This is a genomic window from Speluncibacter jeojiensis, from assembly GCF_029589495.1.
GTDB classification, from domain to species: Bacteria; Actinomycetota; Actinomycetes; order Mycobacteriales; family Mycobacteriaceae; genus Speluncibacter; species Speluncibacter jeojiensis.
Genome location: NZ_JAAIVF010000004.1, coordinates 127,885 through 146,574 on the forward strand (window position 1 = coordinate 127,885; position 18,690 = coordinate 146,574).

Genomic DNA, 18,690 nt, shown 5'->3' on the forward strand with positions numbered 1-18,690 from the left:
GTCGCATGACCCTCACCTCCCCGGCCGACGTTGACGTCGCCGTCGTCGGTCTCGGACCGGCCGGACGCTCGCTGGCCGGCCGCTGCGCCGCGGCCGGGTTGACGGTCACCGCGGTCGATCTGCGCCCGGGCCGCGTCTGGACCCCGACCTACGCGCTGTGGGCGGACGAGTTGCCCTGGTGGCTGGACGATTCCGTCGTGGCCGCCCGGGTCCAGGCCCCTCAGGTGTGGGCACGCACCGAGCACGCCGTACCCCGCCCGTACGCCGTGCTCGACACCGCGGAATTGCAGCGCTCGCTCGCGCTCGACGGGGTGCGGGTGATCGCCGGACGCGCGACCGTCGTCGACCGCACACGCATCACACTCGCCGACGGCGCCGTGGTGCGGGCCCGGCACGTCGTCGACGCCCGCGGACTTCCCCCGGCCCCGGCGGTCGCCCAGCAGACCGCCTACGGTGTGGTCGTCCCGCGCGAACGCGCGCTGCCCGCACTTGGGCCGGGCGGCGCCTGGTTCATGGACTGGCGGCCCGACAACGGCGCCCCCGCCGGCGAACCGCCCTCGTTCCTGTACGCGATCCCCCTCGATGCCGACTGTGTACTGCTCGAGGAGACGTGTCTGGCCGCACGCCCCGCGCTCGGACCGGACCAGCTGCGCGAGCGTCTGCACGCGCGCGCCGCCTCCCGCGGCGTGGAATTGCGCCCCGGGGATGCGACCGAGACCGTCCGAATCGCGCTGCAGGGATCCGGGATTCCGCGCCTGACACGACGCCGCGGCGCTGTGCGCTTCGGTGCCGGCGGCGCGTTGGTGCACCCGTGCACGGGATACAGTCTCGGCGCCACCCTCGGGCTCGCCGATCCGCTGGCCCGCGCGCTGGCCGAGAGCCGCGACCCGACAGCACTGCTGTGGCCACGGCGCGCGGTCGCGGTCGAGGTGCTGCGCCGTCGGGGACTGGCGGCGCTGGTCGCTCTCGGGCCCGAGCCGACGGTCGAGTTCTTCGAGAGCTTCTTCACGCTCCCGGCCCCGCGCCAACGCGCCTTCCTGTCGCTGCGCGACCGCCCCACCGCCGTCGCCGCCGCCATGTGGGCACTGTTCCGCGCGGTGCCGGGCCCGGTCCGGCGCTCGCTCGCTCGCGCGGTGCTCCCCTGAACTACTCCCCGACATGCCGGGGTCTTCAGGGGCTCAGCGGTATTGGTCGATGGCGCCGACGACGGCGGCCGGCACACCGTCGACCGTCCACACCGCCAGTGCGACGGCGGCGATCGTCAGGGCCGGGCCGAGCACGACCCGCTCGAACCGTCCACCGGCGCGGATGGCCAGCCACGACGGCAGCCGCCACTCCTGCCACCGGCGCCCGCGCCACGGGGTCAGCGGCGCCAGGAACGGCACCCCCTCACGGGTGATCGCATCACCGAGACAGTGCATCAGGCAGCCGAGGCCGACGGCCGCGCCGAGCGCCCGCGACCCGACCTCGTCGGGATAGAACTGCCAGGTCACCGCGGCGAGCGCCGCCGCCACCGTCGTGACCGCGATCCATCCGTGTTTGGCGGCCCAGTCCCCGGCCAGCCCGCGCAGCGCCAGTCCGAGCGTCAGGAACAGGGTGGCGATGATCGCGGGCCGGCCGAACCGGATGACGGCGGCCGACACCCCCACACTGACCGCGATGGCGAACAGAGCCGTGTGCGTGAGGGTCCGGTGACCGCCGTGCCGTCGTGGGTCCTTGCGGCCCCGGGTGATCCCGTAATACCCGAGCGAGACGCGAGCCACTCCGCGGGCGAGCACCGCGCTGAGCGGCCCGAAGGAGCGGGCGACCGTCGACTGATTCGTGTCGAGGTCCGGCAGCAGCGCGGCCCCCGCGCACACCCCGGCGAACGTCAGCACCTCCGCCGTGGAGGTCGGCCCGCCCCAGTCCGGTGGAAGCGCCTGCGCGGCAAGCAGGCCAGCGACGGCACCCGAGACAGCATGGGTCGCACCCATCACCATGGCAGCGAAAACCTTTCGAACAGAAAGAAGAAGCCGGCGCGTGGGCGCGCCCGGCTGCCATGAATCTACCAACACCCACCGACGCCAACGGGCGCCGCGCATCGGGTGGACGCGCGGCGCCCCGAGGGCGCGATCCGAGTCGGGGCAGGTTCAGGAGCCGAAGATCGGTTGCGGAATCCCTTCGGACAGTGAGCCTGTGGACGATCCGGCGGCCGGGGTCGACGCTGTCTTGATCAGCGGCCTGCCGTCGAGGTCGCCGGGCTGGGCGATGCCGAGGTTGGCGAGCACGGTCGGGGTGATGTCGGCGATCCGGTAGTCGTCGCGGGTGACGCCGGGCGCGTAGCCCGGTCCGCGGGCGATCACGAAGGTGGTGGTCTCGTCCGGCGTCTGGCCACCGTGCCCGCCGCTGGGCTTGTGCCCGTGGTCGTCGGTCACCAGCACCGTCCACTTCTCCCCGGTCGCCCGGGCGCGCGCGTCCACCGCGTCGACGATGCGCCCGACCTCGACGTCCACGCTTTCCAGCGCCTGCCGGTATTCGACACTGGCGGCACCCGTGGCGTGGCCGGCGCCGTCGACCTGGTCGAGTTGGGTGAAGACGACGTCGGGTCCCCTGTCGACGATGTCGCGGGCGACTGCGGTGGCGGTCGCGGTGTCGGTGGCGGTCTCGGTGGCCTCCGCGGGCGTGGTGGTGACGACGTCGGCGTGCGGGGTGCCACTGCCGGCGATGGTCGCGATGCCACCCCAGGTCGAGATCGACTCGGTCCGCAGAGCGGGGTCGGCCGTCTCGATCCGGGTGTACACGGACGGGTACCGGACGAAGTTCGCACCGGCGAAGCTGTTGTCCTGGACGCCGTGCTTGGTGTTCCACACACCGGTCAGGACGGTCGACCACGACGGCCCCGAGATCGACGGGTGGCCGGCGATCGATGACGTCCCGCTGGTGCCCTCGGCGAGCAATCGGTGCAGTCGCGGGGTGTTCGCTGTCTTGACGTGATCGAGCATGGTGCCGTCGAGTCCGATGATCACGGTCTTGGTGTGCGCGATGGTCTTGGCGTGTTCGGCCGGTGCGGCGGACGCCGGAGCGGCCGACGCCAGCAGGGTGCCGGCCGCGGCTGCGGCCAGCAGTGCCGCGGCGGAGGCGGTCAGTCGGGTGTGCGGCGCGGTGATGCGCTTGTTGTTGGTCACGGAACCGATCATGCGATCGGCCTAGACCAATTGCGCGCCGAGACCGCGGCCCACGACGGATGTTCACCCGCTCTTCGCCGCCCCGCCGCCGGGCCCGGGTGGCGGCCACCCGGGCGTCACCCGGCGGTCGTCAGATGGTGAAGCCCAGCGCCCGCAGCTGCTCGCGGCCGTCGTCCGTGATCTTGTCGGGGCCCCATGGCGGCACCCACACCCAGTTGATCCGCAGGTCGGCGCACAGTCCGCTGCGCACGAGTGCGGTGCGGGCCTGGTCCTCGATGACGTCGGTCAGCGGGCAGGCCGCCGAGGTCAGCGTCATGTCGATGTCGGCGACCGCGGCATCGTCGATCTTGATGTCGTAGACCAGCCCGAGGTCGACGACGTTGATCCCGAGTTCGGGGTCGACCACGTCGCGCATGGCCTCCTCGACGTCGTCGAGCACGGGCACGGGGATGTCTGCGGGCGCCGGGGCGCCCTCCGGCTGCTCGGCAGCCTGCTGGGTCTCGGTCACTGTTCTTGTCCTCCGCTTCGTACCGGAACGGCACCGGGGCCGGACAGTTCGGCCTCCGGCATGGGGTTGTCGGTGGGGTCGGTACCGCGATCGTCGCCGATCGTCTGCACCACTGCGTCCTTGAAGGCCATCCACCCGAGGAGCGCACACTTGACCCGCGCCGGGTACTTGGACACCCCGGCGAAGGCGACGCCGTCGCCGAGCACATCTTCGTCGCCCTCGACGGTGCCGCGGCTGGTCAGCATCTCGTTGTAGGCGTCGACCGTCTGCAGCGCTACGTCGACCGGCATCCCGACGATCTGCTCGTACAGCACCGAGGTCGACGCCTGGCTGATCGAACAGCCCTGCCCGTCGTAGGAGACGTCCGCGACGACCGGCCGGCCCTGCTCGTCGCGCTCGACCTGCACGCGCAGGGTGACGTCGTCACCACAGGTCGGGTTGACGTGGTGCACCTCCGCCCCGAACGGCGCCCGCAGGCCCCGCCCGTGCGGATGCTTGTAATGGTCCAGGATGACCTCCTGGTACATCTGCTCCAGCCGCATCAGGCCACCCCGAAGAACTCGCGGGCGCGGTGCACGGCTGCGACCAGTGCGTCGACCTCGTCGAGCGTGTTGTACAACGCGAACGATGCGCGCGCCGTCGCCGCGATGCCGAAGCGCCGGTGCAGCGGCCACGCACAGTGGTGACCGACGCGGATCGCGACACCCTCGTCGTCGAGCACCTGCCCGAGGTCGTGGGCGTGGATCCCGTCGACGAGGAACGCCACGGCACCGCCGCGCTCGACCGGCTCGGTCGGGCCGACGATCCGCACGCCGGGCACCTGGGCCAGCTTCGACAACGCCGCCGCGGTCAGCTCGTGCTCATGCGCGGCGACCGCGTCCATGCCGACCTCGTCCAGGTACCGCACCGCGGCGCCGAGCCCGACGACCTGCGAGGTCATCGGCACTCCGGCCTCGAAACGCTGTGGCGGGGCCGCATACGTCGACATCTCCATCGTGACGGTCTCGATCATCGAGCCGCCGGTGAGGAATGGCGGCATGACCGCGAGCAGCTCGCGCCGACCGTAGAGCACGCCCACCCCGGACGGCCCGAGCATCTTGTGCCCGGAGAACGCCGCGAAATCGACATCCAGCGCGTGGAAGTCGACCGCCATGTGCGGGACCGACTGACACGCGTCGAGCACGACCAGCGCACCGACCTCGCGGGCCCGGCGCACCAGCTCGGCGACCGGCGCGACCGCACCGGTGACGTTGGACTGGTGGGTGAACGCGACGACCTTGGTCCGCGCGGACAGCTCCAGCGAGTCGAGGTCGATGCGGCCGGCCTCGCTGTCGGCCCCCTGACCCCACCCTGTGACGCCGTACCACTTGAGCGTCGCACCGGTGCGGCGGCACAGCTCCTGCCAGGGCAGCAGGTTCGCGTGGTGCTCGAGCTCGGTCACCACCACCTCGTCGCCGGGGCCGACGGTGTGCTCGCCGAACCGGTCGTCACCGAGCGTGTAGGCCACCAGGTTCAGCGACTCTGTGGCGTTCTTCGTGAACACCAACTCGTCCTCGTCGGCACCGACGAACGCGGCGATCGCGGCCCGCGCACCCTCGTAGGCGTCGGTGGCCTCCTCGGCCAGCTGGTGCGCACCGCGGTGCACGGCGGCATTGCAGGTGGTCAGGAAGTCCCGCTCGGCGTCGAGCACCTGGACCGGGCGCTGCGAGGTCGCGCCCGAATCCAGGTAGACGAGCGGTTTGCCGTCACGCACGGTCCGCGACAGGATCGGGAAGTCCTTCCGGATCCGGTCGACATCCAGCTCCCCTGCCGCGGTCATCAGATCAGGCCCCTGCCTGCGCGGCCTGGGTGAAGCGCACGTAGCCGTTCTCCTCCAGCTCGTCGGCGAGCTCGGAGCCGCCCGACTCGACGACGTGACCGTCGACGAACACGTGCACGAAGTCCGGGTTGATGTAGCGCAGGATGCGTGTGTAGTGCGTGATCAGCAGGATGCCACCGTGCTCGCGCTCCTTGTACCGGTTCACGCCCTCGGAGACGATGCGCAGCGCGTCGACGTCCAGGCCCGAGTCGGTCTCGTCGAGGATCGCGATCTTCGGCTTGAGCAGGCCCAGCTGCAGGATCTCGTGGCGCTTCTTCTCTCCACCGGAGAAGCCCTCGTTGACGCTGCGCTCGGCGAACGCCGGATCGATCTCCAGCTCCTTCATCGCCTCCTTGGTCTCCTTGACCCAGTGGCGCAGCTTCGGGGCCTCGCCGCGCACGGCGGTCACCGCGGTGCGCAGGAAGTTCGACATCGACACACCGGGGACCTCGACCGGGTACTGCATGGCCAGGAACAGTCCCGCCCGCGCCCGCTCGTCGACCGACATCGCCAGCACGTCCTCGCCGTCGAGGGTGATGCTGCCGGAGGTCACCTCGTACTTCGGGTGGCCGGCGATCGCGTACGAGAGCGTCGACTTGCCGGAGCCGTTGGGCCCCATGATCGCGTGCGTCTCACCCGAGCGCACAGTCAGGTTCACGCCCTTGAGGATGTTGATCGGCTCGGCCGTGGCGTCGGTCTGCGCGACGCGGACATGCAGGTCCTTGACTTCCAGCACGGAGGTTTCAGGGGAGGTCATTCACAGTTCCTTTGGAGAGGTATCGGGTTCGGTGCGTGGACGCCGCTGCCGGCGCCGCGGCGGGCTCAGGCGCCGATGGTCGCGAGTTCGTCCTCGATCGCGGCCTCGAGTCGCTCACGGACGGAGGGCACGGTGATCTTGCCGATCAGCTCGTGGAAGAACCCGCGCACGACCAGGCGGCGCGCCTGCTCCTCGGGGATTCCACGAGCACGCAGGTAGAACAGCTGCTCGTCGTCGAAGCGTCCGGTGGCACTGGCGTGCCCCGCCCCGACGATCTCGCCGGTCAAGATCTCCAGGTTCGGCACCGAATCCGCGCGCGCACCGTCGGTGAGCACCAGGTTGCGGTTCAACTCGAACGTGTCGGTGCCCTCGGCCTCCGGCCGGATCAGCACGTCGCCGACCCACACGGTGTGCGCGTCCGGCTTGCCCGAGTGCGGGTCGCCCTGCAACGCACCCTTGTAGACGACGTTGGACTTGCAGTGCGGCTGCGCGTGGTCGACCAGGAGGCGCTGCTCGAAGTGCTGACCGTCGTCGGCGAAGTACAAGCCGATCATCTCGGCGTCGCCGCCCGGGCCCGCGTACCTGACCGTCGGGGTCAGCCGCACCAGGTCGCCGCCGAGGGTGATCGCGAAGTGCCGGACCACCGCGTCACGGCCGACCCGCACGTGGTGCGCGGCCACGTGGACCGCGTCGTCGTCCCAGTCCTGGATGACGACGACGGCCAGTCGCGAGCTGTCGCCGGCGACGAACTCGACGTTCTCCGCGTAGGTTCCGCCGCCGCGCTGGTCGATCACGAACACGGCCGACGAGAACGGCTCGGTGCGGATCTGCAGGTGCCCGTAGGCGACCTCGCCCGCGCCGGGTCCGGTGACGGTGATGTTGACCGGCTCGGCGACCTCGACCTCGGCGGGCACGGTCACGATCGTCGCCTCGTCGAAGGACGAGAACGCCTGGGCCACGACCCGGTCTGCCGGCGCACCGGCCTCGCCGAGCCGCGGGTCACCGCGACGGACCGACTCCACGCGCACCCGGTCGTCGGCGTCCACCGCGATCAGGGCCTGCGCCGTCGCCGGCGCCTCGCCCCGGTGCAGGCCGCGCAGACGGCGCATCGGGGTGAACCGCCAGTGCTCCTCACGGCCGCTGGGGACCTCGAACGCCTCGACGTCGAAGGAGGTGAAGACCTCGCCCTTGTTGACCGCCGGAATGGTGGTGCCCTCGCTCGCCGCGGTCACGTTCGACCCGGTTTCCTGTACTCCCGTGCCGACCACTAACCCACGGCTCCTTCCATCTGCAGTTCGATCAGGCGGTTGAGTTCGAGCGCGTACTCCATCGGGAGTTCCTTGGCGATCGGCTCGACGAAGCCGCGCACGACCATCGCCATCGCCTCGTCCTCGGTCATGCCGCGGCTCATCAGGTAGAACAGCTGGTCATCGCTCACCTTCGACACGGTCGCCTCGTGGCCCATGGTCACGTCGTCCTCGCGGATGTCGACGTACGGGTACGTGTCCGAGCGGCTGATCTGGTCGACCAGCAGTGCGTCACACTTGACGGTCGACCTGGACCCGTGCGCGCCCTTGTTGACCTGGACCAGGCCGCGGTAGCCCGAGCGGCCACCGCCGCGGGCGACCGACTTGCTGACGATCGACGACGAGGTGTTCGGCGCCAGATGCACCATCTTGGCGCCCGTGTCCTGGTGCTGGCCCGCTCCGGCGAACGCGACCGACAGCACCTCACCGCGCGCGTGCTCACCGGTCATCCACACGGCCGGGTACTTCATCGTCACCTTGGAGCCGATGTTGCCGTCGACCCATTCCATCGTCGCGCCCTCTTCGGCGCGGGTCCGCTTGGTGACCAGGTTGTAGACGTTGTTCGACCAGTTCTGGATGGTCGTGTAGCGGCAGCGGCCGCCCTTCTTGACGATGATCTCGACCACCGCGGAGTGCAGCGAGTCCGAGCTGTACACCGGCGCGGTGCACCCCTCGACGTAGTGCACGTAGGCGTCCTCGTCGACGATGATCAGCGTGCGCTCGAACTGGCCCATGTTCTCGGTGTTGATCCGGAAGTAGGCCTGCAGCGGGATGTCGACGTGCACGCCCGGGGGCACGTAGATGAACGATCCACCCGACCACACCGCGGTGTTGAGCGCCGAGAACTTGTTGTCGCCGGCGGGGATCACCGAGCCGAAGTACTTCTGGAACAACTCCGGGTGCTCACGCAGGCCGCTGTCGGTGTCGAGGAAGATCACGCCCTGACGCTCGAGGTCCTCGCGGATCTGGTGGTAGACGACCTCGGACTCGTACTGCGCCGCGACGCCGGCGATCATCGCCTGCTTCTCGGCCTCCGGGATGCCGAGGCGGTCATAGGTGTTCTTGATGTCCTCGGGCAGGTCCTCCCACGAGGTCGCCTGCTTCTCCGTGGATCGCACGAAGTACTTGATGTTGTCGAAGTCGATGCCCGACAGATCCGCGCCCCAGTTCGGCATGGGCTTGCGATCGAAGATGCGCAGCGCCTTGAGCCGGGCCTCGAGCATCCACTCGGGCTCGTTCTTCTTCGCCGAGATGTCGCGCACGACGTCCTCCGACAACCCACGCTTCGCCTTGGCGCCGGCCTCGTCCGAGTCGGCCCAGCCGAACGCATAGTTGCCGAGCGACGCGAGGGTCTCTTCCTGGCTCAGCTGTACGGGTGGCGTGGGTGTCGCCGTGCCGGACTGATCCGAGGTGACGGTCATGCGAGCTCCTTCCGGAGGCTTGTGCGTTCCGGCGCGGGCTGTGCGCCGGACTTTCGGTTGGGGGTCTGCTGACGGTGGGGGGTATTCGTGTCGCCGGGCGAGGCCCCGAGCGGCACGTGGGTGGTGCAGGCGCAGTCGCCGTTCGCGATCGTCGCGAGCCGCTGCACGTGAGTGCCGAGCAGTTCGCGGAAGGCCTCGATCTCGGCCTCGCACAGCTCCGGGAACTCGCTTGCCACGTGCGAGACCGGGCAATGGTGCTGACAGATCTGCACGCCGTTGCCGACCCGCCTCGTCGACGCCGCGAAGCCGGCCGAGGTCAGTGCCCCGGCGATGTTCTCCGCCACCGCCTCGACGCGCACCGGCCCCTCCGCGCCGTCGGGCACCTCGGCCGCGCCGTGGACGATCGCGTCGATGCGCTTCTTGGCGAAGTCGACGATCACCTCGTCGCCGCCGACCTCGCGCAGCCGCCGCATGGCGGCCCCGGCGAGATCGTCGTAGGCGTGATTGAGGCGGGCCCGGCCCGCCTCGGTGAGCTGGAACAACTTGGCCGGCCTGCCGCGGCCGCGCTGCTGCCGGCCGATCGGGCTGGCGGTGCGCGCCTCACCGAGTTCGATCAGTGCGTCGAGGTGCCGGCGTACACCCGCCGCGCTCAGCCCGAGCCGTCGACCGATCGCGGACGCGGAGATCGGCCCCTCCTCGAGCAGGAGCTTGACCACCTCGGTACGGGTACGGCCGTCCTGGGTGAACCCGACCGGCGACACCATCGCCGGCTCGGTTTCCCCGGCCACGGGCACGGCGCCCGCGTCGAGTGCAGCGGAAACCAAGGCGCGACCTGCGCCTTTACCTTCCACACACTGCTCACCAGAGGTTTTCACAACACCAGTGTGACGCAATTGCGGCGCACGGTCTACAAAGGGTGCCCTTCGCCACCTCCCCGACGACCCCGAACGGCCCACGTCGCCGCCCCGCTAGGCTCCCTCCCTGTGGCGCAGACCAAGGAGCATTCACCGCGGGCAGACGTGTCGCGGTTGAGCCGGAACGTGCGCCGCATCATCGGCCTCGCACCGGCCGGTCACGAGCATGCCGGTTCCGCCGGCGCCCCCGACGGGACCGCCGAACACCACCACCGGGGACTGCCTCCGCTCGGAGAGGCCGGCGCCCACGTCGCCGCGCTGCACGGGGACGAGCCCGAGGCGCCCGGCCTGCTCGACAAGGAGGTCCGGCAGCTGTCCGCGGTGCGGCGCTTCGGCGCCACCGGCGCGGTCCTGATGGCGGTCGGCGCGCTCGGCGCGGGCGCGCAACCGGTGCTGCAGAACCCGGTCCTGGGACAGCGGGTCCTGGGCCTGCCCGCCCGCATCCCCAGTGTTGCGCTGTCCATCGCGCTGACCGGCTCGATCATGGTGGTGATCGCCTGGCTGGTGCTGGGCCGGTTCGCGGTCGGCACGCTGCGCAAGGGCAACATCCCGCGCCGGATGAGCCGGTCCCAGCTCGACCGCACGCTGCTGCTGTGGATGCTGCCGCTGATCGTCGCCCCGCCGATGTTCAGCAAGGACGTCTACTCGTACCTGGCGCAGAGCGAGATCACCGCACGCGGGCTCGACCCCTACAAGGTGGGCCCCGCCCAGGCCCTCGGCATCGATCACGTCCTGACCCGCACCGTGCCGACCATCTGGCGCGACACCCCGGCGCCCTATGAGCCGCTGTTCCTGTGGCTCGGCCGCGGCATCACCGCGATCACCGGCGAGAACATCGTCGCGGGCATCTTCCTGCACCGACTGCTCGAGGTGGCCGGTGTCGCGTTGTTCGTGTGGGCGCTGCCGCGGCTGGCCCGCCGCTGCGGGGTCGCGTCGGTGACCGCGCTGTGGCTCGGCGCCGCCAACCCGCTGGTGCTTTTCCACCTGGTGGCCGGCGTGCACAACGAGGCGCTGATGCTCGGGCTGATGCTCGCCGGCATGGAGCTGGCACTGCGGGCGATCGAGTCCCGGGACCCGATACGCGGCCGCAACCTGGCGCTGCTGCTCGGCGGAACCCTGGTGATCGTGCTGTCGTCGGCGATCAAGATCCCGTCACTGCTGGCGCTCGGTTTCATCGGTATGGCGCTGGCGCGACGCTGGGGTCCGGGACTCAAGCCCATCCTGAAGGCCGCGGCACTGCTGGCCGCGATCGCAGTCGCCACCCAGGCCGCGGTGTCGCTGGGCACCGGTCTCGGATTCGGCTGGATCCACACCCTGGGCACGGCCAACGCCGTGCGCAGCTGGCAGTCGATCCCGACCCTGCTCGGCATGGGGACCGGCTTCGTCGGTGTGCTGCTGGGCCTCGGCGACCACACCACCGCGGCGCTGAGCCTGACCCGGCCGATCGCGATGGTCATCGCCGCCCTGGTCACCCTGCGGATGCTCATCGCCACCCACTCGGGCCGCGTGCACGCGGTCGGCGCGCTCGGGGTGTCGATGGCGGCGGTTGTGCTGCTGTTCCCGGTCTTCCAGCCCTGGTATCTGCTCTGGGCCCTGCTCCCCCTCGCCGCCTGGGCGACCCGCCCCGTCTTCCGCGTCACCGCGGTGACCCTGACCGTCGTGGTCAGCCTCATCGGACCGATGCCCAACGGCGGAGAATACCGGCCGTTCGTGATCGTCCAAGCCGTGACGGCGGCCATATTCACCGTGCTGATCCTCATCGCGATCACATACGACCGAATTCCGTGGCGTCGCCAGCTCAGGGCGGACGACAACACCGATCCGGTCTCGGCCTACCCTGGTTCATCGTGAGCACTGCACCCTCGACGACGGCCCCCGCGGTCGAGTTGTCGAATGTCGTCAAGCGTTTCGGTCAGGTCCAGGCGGTCGACGGGCTCGATCTGACCGTGCAGCGGGCGCAGGTGCTCGCCCTGCTCGGACCCAACGGCGCGGGCAAGACCACGACCGTCGAGATGTGTGAGGGCTTCTCCAGCCCCGACGACGGCGCCGTGCGCGTGCTCGGACTCGACCCGGTCGCCGACGCCGCCGCGCTCAAACCCCGCATCGGGGTGATGCTGCAGGGCGGCGGCGCGTATCCGGGCTCGCGGGCCGGGGAGATGCTCAAACTCGTCGCCTCCTATTCGGCGAATCCGATCGACCCGGACTGGCTGCTGCGCACGCTCGGGCTCAGCGAGGCGGTCCGTACCCCGTACCGGCGCCTGTCCGGCGGCCAACAGCAGCGCCTCGCGCTGGCCTGCGCGATCGTCGGCCGCCCGGAGATGGTCTTCCTCGACGAGCCGACAGCCGGTATGGACGCGCAGGCCAAGAACCTGGTCTGGGAGATGATCGACGCGCTGCGTCGCGACGGCGTCGCGATCCTGTTGACCACCCACCTCATGGACGAGGCCGAACAGCTCGCCGACGAGCTGGTGATCATCGACCACGGCCGGGTGCTGGCCTCCGGCACCCCCTCCGAGGTGACCAGCCGCAACGTCGAGCCCCGGCTGTGCTTCCGCGCGCCGGCCGACCTCGACCTGACCGCCCTGCAGGCCACCCTGCCCGCCGGGCACGCCGTCTCCCAGGTGACCCCGGGCTCCTACCAGGTCGACGGCGAGGTCTCGCCGCGGCTGGTCGCGGCGGTCGCGAACTGGTGCGCCGACCGCGACGTGCTGGCGACCGAACTGCGGGTCGACAAACGCAGCCTGGAGGACGTCTTCCTCGACCTGACCGGAAGGGAGTTGCGGGGATGACCGCGACCGAACCAGACATGGCGGCCGTCGGCCGGTCGGACGCCCCGCGCTTCCCCGCCGGCACCTTCGCGCCGGCCCCGCGGCCCGCGGCGCCGCTGCCGATGTTGCTCGCGCAAACCCGCCTCGAGTTGACGCTGCTGCTGCGCAACGGCGAGCAGTTGCTGCTGACGATGCTGATCCCGATCACCATGCTGATCGGGCTGACGCTGCTGCCCTTCGGCGACTTCGCCTCACCGCGGGTGAACGCGGTCGTCCCCGCCGTCCTCGCGGTCGCGATCATGTCGACCGCGTTCACCGGCCAGGCCATCGCGGTCGGCTTCGACCGCCGCTACGGCGCGCTCAAGCGGCTCGGCGCGACCGCACTGCCCAGGTGGGGTGTGATCGGCGGCAAGAGCGCGGCGGTCCTGCTGGTCGTGATCCTGCAGTCGGTCCTGCTGGGGGCGATCGGACTGGCGCTGGGCTGGCGGCCCGGCATCCTCGGGCTGCTGCTCGGCGCGGTGTTCATCGTGCTGGGCACCGTCACCTTCGCGACGATGGGCCTGTTCATCGGCGGTTGCCTCAAGGCCGAGGTGGTGCTGGCCCTCGCCAACATCCTCTGGTTCGCGATGCTCGGCATCGGCAGCCTGGTGCTCGTGCGCGACCACATCCCCGGTCCGGTGCACACGCTGGCCCGGCTGGTCCCGTCCGGCGCGCTGACCGAGGCGCTGACCCAGGCACTGAGCTGCTCGGTCGACTGGTTCGGCGTGGCGGTGCTGGTGGTGTGGTCGGCGGTGTGCGGGTTCTTGGCGGCACGGACCTTCAAGTTCACCTGAGCGGGACCGCACAGGATCACCCCGACAGCGGTACCCGTCGCACACTGGATGCATGGGACGCGGTGACCACCCCCAGCGCACGCCGCTGTACGGCGTGCTGCTGTGGATCGGCGCCTACGTGCTGGGCACGGTCGTGGTACTGACCGTCCACGTGACGTGGGTGCGGGCGATGGTGTTCGCGCTCGTGGTGGTGGCCTCGGTGATCGGCGCCGCGCTCACGTTCCGCGACAACTCCTGAACCGGGTCGACCGCCGTCAGGAGTTGGCGACCCAGCCGGCCATCTTGCGGGCGTGACCCGGCGCCGGGGTGGCGCTGCTGATCAACTCACGGTCCCAGCCGTCGGCGACGTCGACTCCGGCGGCCGCGGCCACCGCCCGGGCGGTGGGCAGGTCGGCGACGACCTCGTCGCCGAGCACGCCGTCCGAACCGACCAGGGTGATGCGCACACCCGCACGGCCGATCGGCTGCAGGACCGCACGGGCGCTGCCGCCGTGCGCGGAGACGAATTCCTTGACGGACGCGACGACCTTGCGGGGGGCCGATCCGCTCTCGGCCGCTGCTGCGCTGGTCCGCTCTGCCACACCCTGCTCGCTCATGCGGCAAGCGTACTGTCATCGACCTCGGCCACGGCGCCCAGGTGCGCGGCCGGGGTGTAGAACACTTGTATGCGCGCGATCCAGGTGACCGAATTGGGCGGACCCGACGTACTGACGGTCGCGGAGGTGCCCGCCCCGACCTGTGGACCGGCCGAGTTGCTCGTCGACGTCGATGCCGCCGGCGTCAACTACATCGACACCTACTTCCGCTCGGGCCTGTACAGCCGGGACCTGCCCTACGTGCCGGGCCTCGAAGGTTGCGGAACGGTCGCCGAGGTCGGGGCGGAGGTCGCCGGCTTCGCGGTCGGCGACCGGGTGGCGTGGGCGGACGCCCCCGGCAGCTACGCCGAGCAGGCCGTGGTCCCGGCGGCGATCGCCGTGCCGGTGCCCGACGGCATCGACGCCGCCGTCGCCGCGTCCGCACTGCTACAAGGGATGACAGCCCACTACCTGTTGACGTCCACCTATCCGGCCCGGCCCGGCGACACCGTGCTGATGCACGCCGGCGCCGGCGGGGTCGGCCTGCTGCTCACCCAGCTCGCCGTCGACCGCGACGTGCGGGTGATCACCACCGTCTCCACCGACGAGAAGGCCGAACTCTCCCGCGCCGCCGGCGCCCACGAGGTGCTGCGCTACGACGACGACGTGGTCGCCCGGGTGCGGTCGCTGACCGCCGGCGAGGGGGTCGCCGCCGTGTACGACGGCGTGGGCGCGTCCACCTTCGACATCAGCCTGCAGTGCCTGCGGGTGCGCGGCACGATGGCGCTGTTCGGCGCGGCGAGCGGTCCGGTGCCGCCGGTGGATCCGCAACGGCTCAACGCGGGCGGCTCCCTGTTCCTGACCCGGCCCACCCTCGCCCACCACGTACGCACCCGTGAGGAGTTGCTATGGCGGTCCGGGGACGTGTTCGACGCGATCGGTCTCGGCGCCGTGCAGTTGCGGGTCGGCGGACGCTATCCGCTGGCCGAGGCCGCCCGGGCGCACCGCGACCTCGAGGGCCGGCGCACCACGGGGTCGCTGGTGCTGCTCCCCCGCTGACGGGGGCTCAGCGCCGCGCAGACACCGGACCGGCGCGGGTGACCTACGACGTCAGCTGAAGTACGAGGCGATCGTCGGCAGGTTGATCACCGCGTCGATCGCGAGACCGAAGAAGATCGCCGCCAGGTAGTTGTTCGACATGATGAACAGACGCAGCGGCTTGACCTCCTGGCCGGCGCGGACCCCGGCGTACAGTCGGTGCGCCATGGCCAGGAACCAGGCTCCGGCGAGCACCGCGACGGCGGCGTAGATCGCGCCGGCGGCGGGCACCAGCGCCAGCGTGGTGAGGACCGTCGCCCAGGAGTAGATGAGGATCTGGCGGGTGACCCGCTCCTCGGTGGCCACAACCGGCAGCATCGGCACGCCCGCGGCGCGGTAGTCCTCCTTGTAGCGCATCGCCAGCGCCCAGGTGTGCGGCGGGGTCCAGAAGAAGATGATCAGGAACATCACGATCGCCTGCCAGCCGATCGTGCCGGTCACCGCGGCCCAGCCGACCAGCACCGGCATGCAGCCCGCGGCACCGCCCCACACGACGTTCTGCCAGGTCCGGCGCTTGAGGATCTTGCTGTAGACGATGACGTAGAACAGGATCGTCGCGATCACCAGCAGGCCGGAGAGCAGATTGGCGCGCCACCACAGCCATGCGAACGACGCCGCGGCCAGCAGCAGGCCGAAGACCAGTGCGTGCCGGGTGGGCACGGCCTGGCGCGCCAGCGGGCGCCGGGCGGTGCGCTTCATGACCTTGTCGATGTCGGCGTCGACGACGCAGTTGAGGGTGTGCGCGCTCGCCGCGCCCATCCATCCGCCGAACAGCGTGCTCAGGATCAGCAGCGGCGAGACACTGCCGCGGTCGGCCAGCAACATCGCGGGGATGGTGGCGACCAGCAGCAGTTCGATCACGCGGGGCTTGGTCAAGGCGATGTAGGCGAGGACCGTCGCGCTGACCTTGCCCCACACGGTGGCGGGCGGCGTGACCACATCGGTGACCGGGGTGCCGTCGCGGTGCAATCCCTGGCGAGCGTCACCCGGATCCCCTGCGGAGGTCATGAACCCGTGTCCGCTGGCCTGCTTCACAATCGGCACCGTTTCTACTAGCGAAATCCCGGAGCTGTGCGGTCGCCCGATCACGGCCGAGGCGCCGTTCGGGGCCCGCCACGACAGACGAGGCGCGGTCGGCCGGCCACCCGCACTACTACATACGGTCATCAATCGTACGGGGTGCGCCGTCCGGTCCGCACCCACGCCCCTGATCGTCGCGGCAGGTCGTGACGGTCGCCACATTCGACTCAGTGGGTGTGGGAATCGACCCCGCGCACCCTCGGCACTAGGCTGGCGAGGGACGCCCGCGCTCGACGCGGCCACCGCATGTCGCTCGACCCCGAAAGCCAGCGCACGCCGAGAAGGCAGGAGAAATCTGCTCGTGTCCGTCACAGACGAGATCAGCTCGCTCACCGTTGCCAACCACCCGCAGGATTGGACGGCACTGGACAGCAAGGCCGTGGACACCGCCCGGGTGCTGGCCGCCGATGCGGTGCAGAAGGTCGGCAACGGGCACCCCGGCACCGCCATGAGCCTGGCGCCGCTGGCCTACACACTGTTCCAGCGCACCATGCGCCACGATCCGGCCGACGCCGACTGGGTCGGCCGCGACCGGTTCGTGCTGTCCTGCGGCCACAGCAGCCTGACGCTGTACGTCCAGCTGTTCCTCTCCGGGTACGGCCTCGAGCTCGCCGACCTGGAGGCGCTGCGAACCTGGGGCAGCCTGACCCCCGGCCACCCCGAGCACGGCCACACCACCGGTGTCGAGATCACCACCGGACCGCTCGGTCAGGGCTTGGCCTCCGCGGTGGGCATGGCGATGGCCGCCCGCCGTGAGCGCGGCCTGTTCGATCCGGATGCCGCCCCCGGCCAGAGCCCGTTCGACCACCACGTCTACGTGATCGCCTCGGACGGCGACCTCGAGGAGGGCGTGACCTCCGAGGCCTCATCGCTCGCCGGCGTGCAGCAGTTGGGCAACCTCGTCGTGATCTACGACGACAACAAGATCTCCATCGAGGACGACACCGACATCGCCTTCGGCGAGGACGTCGCCAAGCGGTACGAGGCGTACGGCTGGCACGTGCAGTACGTCGAGGGCGGCGAGAACGTCACCGGCATCGAGGCCGCCCTCGAGGCCGCCAAGGCGGTCACCGACCGTCCCTCGATCATCGTGCTGCGCACCATCATCGGCTACCCCGCGCCGAACAAGATGAACACCGGCGCGGCGCACGGCGCGGCGCTGGGCGCCGACGAGGTCGCCGCCGTCAAGGAGGTCCTGGGCTTCGACCCGGCCCAGAGCTTCGCGGTCGACCCGGCGGTGCTCGCCCACGCCCGCAAGGTCATCGACCGCGGAGAGGCCGCGAAGGCGCAGTGGCAGGTCGCGTTCGACGCCTGGGCCGCCGCCCAGCCGGAACGCAAGGCGCTGTTCGACCGCCTGCAGGCCGGCGAGTTCCCGGCCGGCTGGGCCGACGCTTTGCCCACCTGGGAGCCGGACGCCAAGGGCGCCGCCACCCGCAAGGCGTCGCAGAACGTGCTCGACGCGCTCGCGCCGCTGCTGCCGGAGTTGTGGGGCGGCTCGGCCGACCTCGCGGGCAGCAACAACACCACGATGTCCGGCGCGGAGTCGTTCGGCCCGGCGTCGATCTCGACCCGCGAGTACACCGCGCAGCCCTACGGCCGGACCCTGCACTTCGGCATCCGTGAGCACGCGATGGGCTCGATCCTCAACGGCATCGCGCTGCACGGGCCCACCCGCCCCTACGGCGGCACCTTCCTGGTGTTCAGCGACTACATGCGGCCGGCCGTCCGCCTGGCCGCGCTGATGGGGCTGCCGGTCACCTATGTGTGGACGCACGACTCGATCGGCCTCGGCGAGGACGGCCCGACCCACCAGCCGGTCGAGCACCTGGCGGCGCTGCGGGCGATCCCGAATCTGTCGGTGCTCCGCCCGGGCGACGCGAACGAGACCGCACAGGTCTGGAAGGCCGCGCTCGAGCACACCGACGGCCCGTCGGCGCTGGCACTGACCCGGCAGGACATCCCCGTCCTCGAGGGCACCCGCGAGAAGGGCGCCGACGGGGTGCGCCGCGGCGGTTACGTGCTCGCCGAGGCGTCGACCGGCACCCCGCAGGTGGTGCTGATCGGCACCGGATCCGAGCTGCACCTCGCCGTCGCCGCCCGCGAGACCCTCGAGGCCGAGGGAATCGCCACCCGCGTGGTGTCCATGCCGTGCCTCGACTGGTTCGAGCAGCAGGACCAGGCCTACCGCGACAGCGTGCTGCCGCCCGCGGTCCGCGCACGCGTCACGGTCGAGGCCGGGATCGCGATGCCGTGGTACCGCCTGCTCGGCGATACCGGCGAAGCGGTCTCGCTCGAGCACTTCGGCGCCTCCGCCGACTACAAGACATTGTTCCGGGAGTTCGGCATCACCACCGAGGCCGTCGTGTCGGCCGCGCGCCGGACCCTCGACCGAGTGAAGGGATGACGC

18 protein-coding genes are annotated in these 18,690 nt (G+C 70.8%); 7 read left to right on the plus strand and 11 right to left on the minus strand.

The window, feature by feature from the left end; translation table 11 throughout:
- Positions 1–5: 5 nt before the first annotated feature.
- The gene (locus G4X40_RS13850) at positions 6–1,145 is read left to right on the plus strand and encodes a lycopene cyclase family protein (protein ID WP_277833296.1); all 1,140 of its coding nucleotides are present in this window, start codon (positions 6–8) and stop codon (positions 1,143–1,145) included.
- Between the two features lie 33 nt (positions 1,146–1,178).
- On the opposite strand, the gene G4X40_RS13855 is transcribed toward G4X40_RS13850, so the two are convergent.
- From G4X40_RS13855 to G4X40_RS13895, 9 genes are all read right to left on the minus strand, one after another.
- Positions 1,179–1,979: a metal-dependent hydrolase gene (locus G4X40_RS13855; protein ID WP_277833298.1), complete on the minus strand. Its 801-nt coding sequence runs from the start codon at positions 1,977–1,979 to the stop codon at positions 1,179–1,181.
- 150 nt (positions 1,980–2,129) lie between these two features.
- Positions 2,130–3,164 (minus strand): alkaline phosphatase family protein, encoded by a 1,035-nt coding sequence (locus G4X40_RS13860; RefSeq protein WP_277833299.1) that lies wholly within the window; start codon positions 3,162–3,164, stop codon positions 2,130–2,132.
- 130 nt (positions 3,165–3,294) lie between these two features.
- Positions 3,295–3,672, minus strand: coding sequence for a metal-sulfur cluster assembly factor (locus G4X40_RS13865; protein WP_408642208.1), 378 nt, complete (start codon positions 3,670–3,672; stop codon positions 3,295–3,297).
- On the minus strand, positions 3,669–4,214 hold the full coding sequence (gene sufU / locus G4X40_RS13870; RefSeq protein ID WP_277833300.1) for a Fe-S cluster assembly sulfur transfer protein SufU: 546 nt from the start codon (positions 4,212–4,214) through the stop codon (positions 3,669–3,671). The genes G4X40_RS13865 and sufU overlap by 4 nt, the downstream gene beginning before the upstream one ends.
- Entirely contained in the window at positions 4,214–5,491 is a 1,278-nt protein-coding gene (locus tag G4X40_RS13875) for a cysteine desulfurase (RefSeq protein WP_277833301.1), read from the minus strand. The genes sufU and G4X40_RS13875 overlap by 1 nt, the downstream gene beginning before the upstream one ends.
- 4 nt (positions 5,492–5,495) lie before the next feature.
- Complete coding sequence (sufC, locus tag G4X40_RS13880; RefSeq protein ID WP_277833302.1) at positions 5,496–6,287, minus strand: Fe-S cluster assembly ATPase SufC; 792 nt, start codon at positions 6,285–6,287, stop codon at positions 5,496–5,498.
- A 65-nt stretch (positions 6,288–6,352) separates the two neighbouring features.
- Complete coding sequence (gene sufD, locus G4X40_RS13885) at positions 6,353–7,519, minus strand: Fe-S cluster assembly protein SufD (RefSeq protein WP_277833303.1); 1,167 nt, start codon at positions 7,517–7,519, stop codon at positions 6,353–6,355.
- 35 nt (positions 7,520–7,554) lie between these two features.
- Positions 7,555–9,015 (minus strand): Fe-S cluster assembly protein SufB, encoded by a 1,461-nt coding sequence (gene sufB / locus G4X40_RS13890; RefSeq protein ID WP_277833304.1) that lies wholly within the window; start codon positions 9,013–9,015, stop codon positions 7,555–7,557.
- Positions 9,012–9,779, minus strand: a complete 768-nt coding sequence (locus G4X40_RS13895; RefSeq protein WP_277833613.1) for a helix-turn-helix transcriptional regulator — start codon at positions 9,777–9,779, stop codon at positions 9,012–9,014. Before G4X40_RS13895 ends, sufB begins: the two co-directional genes overlap by 4 nt.
- A gap of 369 nt (positions 9,780–10,148) precedes the next feature.
- Here G4X40_RS13895 and mptB point away from each other — a divergent pair, with 369 nt between their 5' ends.
- Genes mptB through G4X40_RS13915 form a run of 4 tightly spaced genes read left to right on the plus strand, consistent with a single transcriptional unit; the run spans position 10,149 to position 13,768 of the window.
- Entirely contained in the window at positions 10,149–11,780 is a 1,632-nt protein-coding gene (mptB, locus tag G4X40_RS13900; RefSeq protein WP_277833615.1) for a polyprenol phosphomannose-dependent alpha 1,6 mannosyltransferase MptB, read from the plus strand.
- A complete protein-coding gene (locus tag G4X40_RS13905) occupies positions 11,774–12,718 on the plus strand; it encodes an ABC transporter ATP-binding protein (protein ID WP_277833616.1) in 945 nt (314 codons plus the stop codon). The genes mptB and G4X40_RS13905 overlap by 7 nt, the downstream gene beginning before the upstream one ends.
- Entirely contained in the window at positions 12,715–13,530 is an 816-nt protein-coding gene (locus G4X40_RS13910; RefSeq protein WP_277833305.1) for an ABC transporter permease, read from the plus strand. Before G4X40_RS13905 ends, G4X40_RS13910 begins: the two co-directional genes overlap by 4 nt.
- A gap of 52 nt (positions 13,531–13,582) precedes the next feature.
- A complete protein-coding gene (locus G4X40_RS13915) occupies positions 13,583–13,768 on the plus strand; it encodes a hypothetical protein (protein ID WP_277833306.1) in 186 nt (61 codons plus the stop codon).
- Positions 13,769–13,784: 16 nt separating this feature from the next.
- Here G4X40_RS13915 and G4X40_RS13920 read toward each other — a convergent pair whose 3' ends face one another.
- Complete coding sequence (locus G4X40_RS13920) at positions 13,785–14,126, minus strand: hypothetical protein (RefSeq protein WP_277833307.1); 342 nt, start codon at positions 14,124–14,126, stop codon at positions 13,785–13,787.
- A gap of 69 nt (positions 14,127–14,195) precedes the next feature.
- On the opposite strand from G4X40_RS13920, the gene G4X40_RS13925 reads away from it, so the two are divergent.
- Entirely contained in the window at positions 14,196–15,164 is a 969-nt protein-coding gene (locus G4X40_RS13925) for a quinone oxidoreductase family protein (protein WP_277833308.1), read from the plus strand.
- 51 nt (positions 15,165–15,215) lie between these two features.
- Here G4X40_RS13925 and G4X40_RS13930 read toward each other — a convergent pair whose 3' ends face one another.
- A complete protein-coding gene (locus tag G4X40_RS13930; protein ID WP_408642216.1) occupies positions 15,216–16,211 on the minus strand; it encodes a heme o synthase in 996 nt (331 codons plus the stop codon).
- A 373-nt stretch (positions 16,212–16,584) separates the two neighbouring features.
- Between G4X40_RS13930 and tkt the strand changes: the two genes are divergently transcribed.
- A complete protein-coding gene (gene tkt, locus G4X40_RS13935; RefSeq protein ID WP_277833310.1) occupies positions 16,585–18,687 on the plus strand; it encodes a transketolase in 2,103 nt (700 codons plus the stop codon).
- Positions 18,688–18,690: the final 3 nt, after the last annotated feature.

What these genes read in the sequence shown, in the direction of transcription:
- G4X40_RS13850 (WP_277833296.1), top strand. Translation starts at nt 6, where the DNA reads ATGACCCTCACCTCCCCGGCCGACGTTGACGTCGCCGTCGTCGGTCTC.
- G4X40_RS13855 (WP_277833298.1), bottom strand. Translation starts at nt 1,979, where the DNA reads ATGGTGATGGGTGCGACCCATGCTGTCTCGGGTGCCGTCGCTGGCCTG.
- sufU (WP_277833300.1), bottom strand. Translation starts at nt 4,214, where the DNA reads ATGCGGCTGGAGCAGATGTACCAGGAGGTCATCCTGGACCATTACAAG.
- G4X40_RS13875 (WP_277833301.1), bottom strand. Translation starts at nt 5,491, where the DNA reads ATGACCGCGGCAGGGGAGCTGGATGTCGACCGGATCCGGAAGGACTTC.
- sufC (WP_277833302.1), bottom strand. Translation starts at nt 6,287, where the DNA reads ATGACCTCCCCTGAAACCTCCGTGCTGGAAGTCAAGGACCTGCATGTC.
- sufB (WP_277833304.1), bottom strand. Translation starts at nt 9,015, where the DNA reads ATGACCGTCACCTCGGATCAGTCCGGCACGGCGACACCCACGCCACCC.
- G4X40_RS13895 (WP_277833613.1), bottom strand. Translation starts at nt 9,779, where the DNA reads ATGGTGTCGCCGGTCGGGTTCACCCAGGACGGCCGTACCCGTACCGAG.
- G4X40_RS13910 (WP_277833305.1), top strand. Translation starts at nt 12,715, where the DNA reads ATGACCGCGACCGAACCAGACATGGCGGCCGTCGGCCGGTCGGACGCC.
- G4X40_RS13915 (WP_277833306.1), top strand. Translation starts at nt 13,583, where the DNA reads ATGGGACGCGGTGACCACCCCCAGCGCACGCCGCTGTACGGCGTGCTG.
- G4X40_RS13920 (WP_277833307.1), bottom strand. Translation starts at nt 14,126, where the DNA reads ATGAGCGAGCAGGGTGTGGCAGAGCGGACCAGCGCAGCAGCGGCCGAG.
- G4X40_RS13925 (WP_277833308.1), top strand. Translation starts at nt 14,196, where the DNA reads ATGCGCGCGATCCAGGTGACCGAATTGGGCGGACCCGACGTACTGACG.
- G4X40_RS13930 (WP_408642216.1), bottom strand. Translation starts at nt 16,211, where the DNA reads ATGACCTCCGCAGGGGATCCGGGTGACGCTCGCCAGGGATTGCACCGC.